Genomic DNA, 2481 nt, shown 5'->3' on the forward strand with positions numbered 1-2481 from the left:
ATCAAATTAACAATAAAAAAATACCCTATCATGTTATTGGGGGCTGGACCTACTCACTTAAAAATGGGAAAAGATTGAGCATTACAGATATTGTCAAAGGCAGCAAATCAAGCGTTCGGAAGCAGTTGATAGCTGGCGCGACGAAAAAATTTAAAATTAAAAAGGGTGAAGTTGTCTATGTTGATATGGTTGATATGATATCCGGCAATGTAAACCTTAATTATTACTTAAAGGGCGGTAAAGTTTACTTGTACCCAATTATTATTGAACCTCTGAATTATGATTTCACACACCATAACCCGCCTATCTACTATAACTCCCACTTCACCATCCCTTCCCGCTACAAGTAAATATCCGACACAAAAAGATCGTCAGTCCACAATTCGTGGATCATGTCGATCTTTTTTATATACAATTAGTTACGGCGTAGTCCAATTTCTATAGAGTGCCAGCCAAAGCGCGCCCCTTCTTCAGTTTGCCATCGACCACATTTTTTAAAGAGTACGACAATATCATGCTGATTCTTTGCGGATTCTCGATGTCCTTTATGCAGCACCAGGTTTTAGGCCACCAAAGTCCGATTTCACTTAATCAGACAAGACGACCTCCCCTTCGACCCGCAGGAAATTAGCGGCTGGTGGGGCTACAATCCTACCCTTAAGCGGCAAGATGACGTCGATTTGGTTACCATGAGTTATGACAAAAAAGAAGCAATTATTGGTGAATGCAAGTGGCGCAAGGCAGAGAAGCTTAGTCCGCAAATACTAGATACCTTGCGCAGCCGGGCGGCGCTGCTTAGTTCGAAATTCGGCATCACGAAAATAAACCTCTATTTCTTTGCTAAAGAGAGCAGCCCTTCTTTTAAAGAACTGGCTGAAAGCCAAAGAGTTAGACTAATTCTCTTCGATGATTTTTGGAAAAGTTGATAAAACAAGTTTCGTCAGATTTCCCATGTGAGGTCTGACGTTTTTTCGTAAGCTAGATTTTTTAAAATTGGTTTCAGTAGTACAATATGGGAGAGTAATATTTGTTTCAAACATACGAGGAACGAGCTTATGAAGAAATGTGTAATTACTGGTGCGCTTGTCGCGGCTGCGGCAGTTAGTCTGGTGGCAGCTCCCAAGGCAGAAGCCAGCTCAGCTAAGTACACGATCAAGCAGTACCGGACGGTTAAAAAGTACAAGCATGGTATGAAGGCAACTTTTTCCTACCAGTTGCCGCAACTGAAGGGCAGCTCTGCCGCGATCAAGAAGATCAACAAGGACATAAAAAAGAGCCTTGCTGCTGAGAAAAAGAACGCGAAGCAATTGTTTAACTACGCAAAAGATGGAGCCAATAACGGCTTTAAGAACTTGAGCTATTACGATGCCACTACTGCCAAGATCACTTACAACAAGAATAATGTCGTCTCTTTTAAGAGCGAAATGAAATGGTGGGCCGGTGGCGTTGCAGAAGACAACATTGGCAGTTGGACCTACTCTCTTAAAAGCGGTAAGAAGTTGACTGTATATGATGTTGCGCAAGGCAGCCAAGCAAGTATTAAGAAGAAGTTGGTCAAAGGGGCTAAAAAGTTTGGAGCTGGCACTATCTACTTTGAGTCAACTAACTTGAAGAAAATGAATTTTGTCTTGAAGAAGGGCAAAGTGTACGTGTACCCGCAAGTCTATGGTTATAACATGGACAAGTACTTCACCCTGCCTGCCCGCTACAAGTAACTTGCAAAAATAAAGATCGTCATTCCACCCAAGTGGCTTGACGATCTTTTTGTATATTCTAATTTAGTCCTCGTAGACTGTAAGCACAGAAGAACAAGATAGCAGTCAAAATATTTCGGGTGCTACAAGTAGTGATACAGTTGATTTTACGATTCAACCAAATACGAGTCAATATTCGGAACGTAGTTTAAGTGATTCCAAGTTTGCTCCTGCTCTTGCAAGTATATATTTCGTACCGGGCTTTGGTGAAGTTGCCATAACAATAACTGGTGCAGTAGTTGTAGGCGGTATAACTTATGGCGTTGGAACTTCAATCTATCATTTAGTGAAGCGGGCTATAAAAAATGGTAAAGCCAAGAAAAAGGGGGATGGATTTGATCAAGCTGCCTGTAGCTGATCTGCTAGAGATCGTCAAGAAGTTGATCGTGACGGACCATTTTCTTGGGATAAATGTACTTTTTAAGGACAAGAAGTATTATTCCTTGCTCCGGATCGAAAGCGGCATTGATGCTGATCTGTATAAGCTTTCTAAGAAGTCAAAGAAGCTGGTTAATAAGTTGCTTAAGCGTAACGGCCTTTTCTTGTTGAAATACTAAAGCACATAAAAAAGCTGACCTTGCGGTCAGCTTTTGTTGTATCTCATTAATTATTTTGCTGCTTCATTTTTCTTGTTGAGGGCCTTGCTGAAACCGAAGAGGACGGCGAAGGTTATCAGCGCCGTAATCATTGGCACCCGGTAGCTTTCCAGGCACAGCAGCAAGATGAT

3 protein-coding genes and 2 pseudogenes are annotated in these 2481 nt (G+C 41.7%); all 5 read left to right on the top strand.

Translation table 11 applies throughout. The features are described 5' to 3' along the window. A pseudogene (locus ACI4WN_RS03215) lies at positions 1–350 on the top strand (hypothetical protein); the annotation flags it as partial. A 276-nt stretch (positions 351–626) separates the two neighbouring features. After that, positions 627–686, top strand: a pseudogene (locus ACI4WN_RS03220) (hypothetical protein); the annotation flags it as partial. Between the two features lie 3 nt (positions 687–689). After that, positions 690–926, top strand: a complete 237-nt coding sequence (locus ACI4WN_RS03225) for a hypothetical protein (protein ID WP_439776940.1) — start codon at positions 690–692, stop codon at positions 924–926. A 129-nt stretch (positions 927–1055) separates the two neighbouring features. After that, entirely contained in the window at positions 1056–1715 is a 660-nt protein-coding gene (locus tag ACI4WN_RS03230) for a PdaC/SigV domain-containing protein (RefSeq protein ID WP_279190056.1), read from the top strand. 344 nt (positions 1716–2059) lie between these two features. Beyond that, positions 2060–2311: a hypothetical protein gene (locus ACI4WN_RS03235; protein ID WP_439776941.1), complete on the top strand. Its 252-nt coding sequence runs from the start codon at positions 2060–2062 to the stop codon at positions 2309–2311. The last annotated feature ends 170 nt before the right edge of the window (positions 2312–2481 follow it).

Origin of the sequence: Lactobacillus sp. (genome assembly GCF_051893255.1) — a bacterium.
Taxonomy (GTDB): Bacteria; Bacillota; Bacilli; order Lactobacillales; family Lactobacillaceae; genus Lactobacillus.

Bases quoted from the DNA above. Each gene is read 5' to 3' on its own strand.
- ACI4WN_RS03230 (WP_279190056.1), top strand. From the start codon at position 1,056: ATGAAGAAATGTGTAATTACTGGTGCGCTTGTCGCGGCTGCGGCAGTT.
- ACI4WN_RS03225 (WP_439776940.1), top strand. From the start codon at position 690: ATGAGTTATGACAAAAAAGAAGCAATTATTGGTGAATGCAAGTGGCGC.
- ACI4WN_RS03235 (WP_439776941.1), top strand. From the start codon at position 2,060: ATGGTAAAGCCAAGAAAAAGGGGGATGGATTTGATCAAGCTGCCTGTA.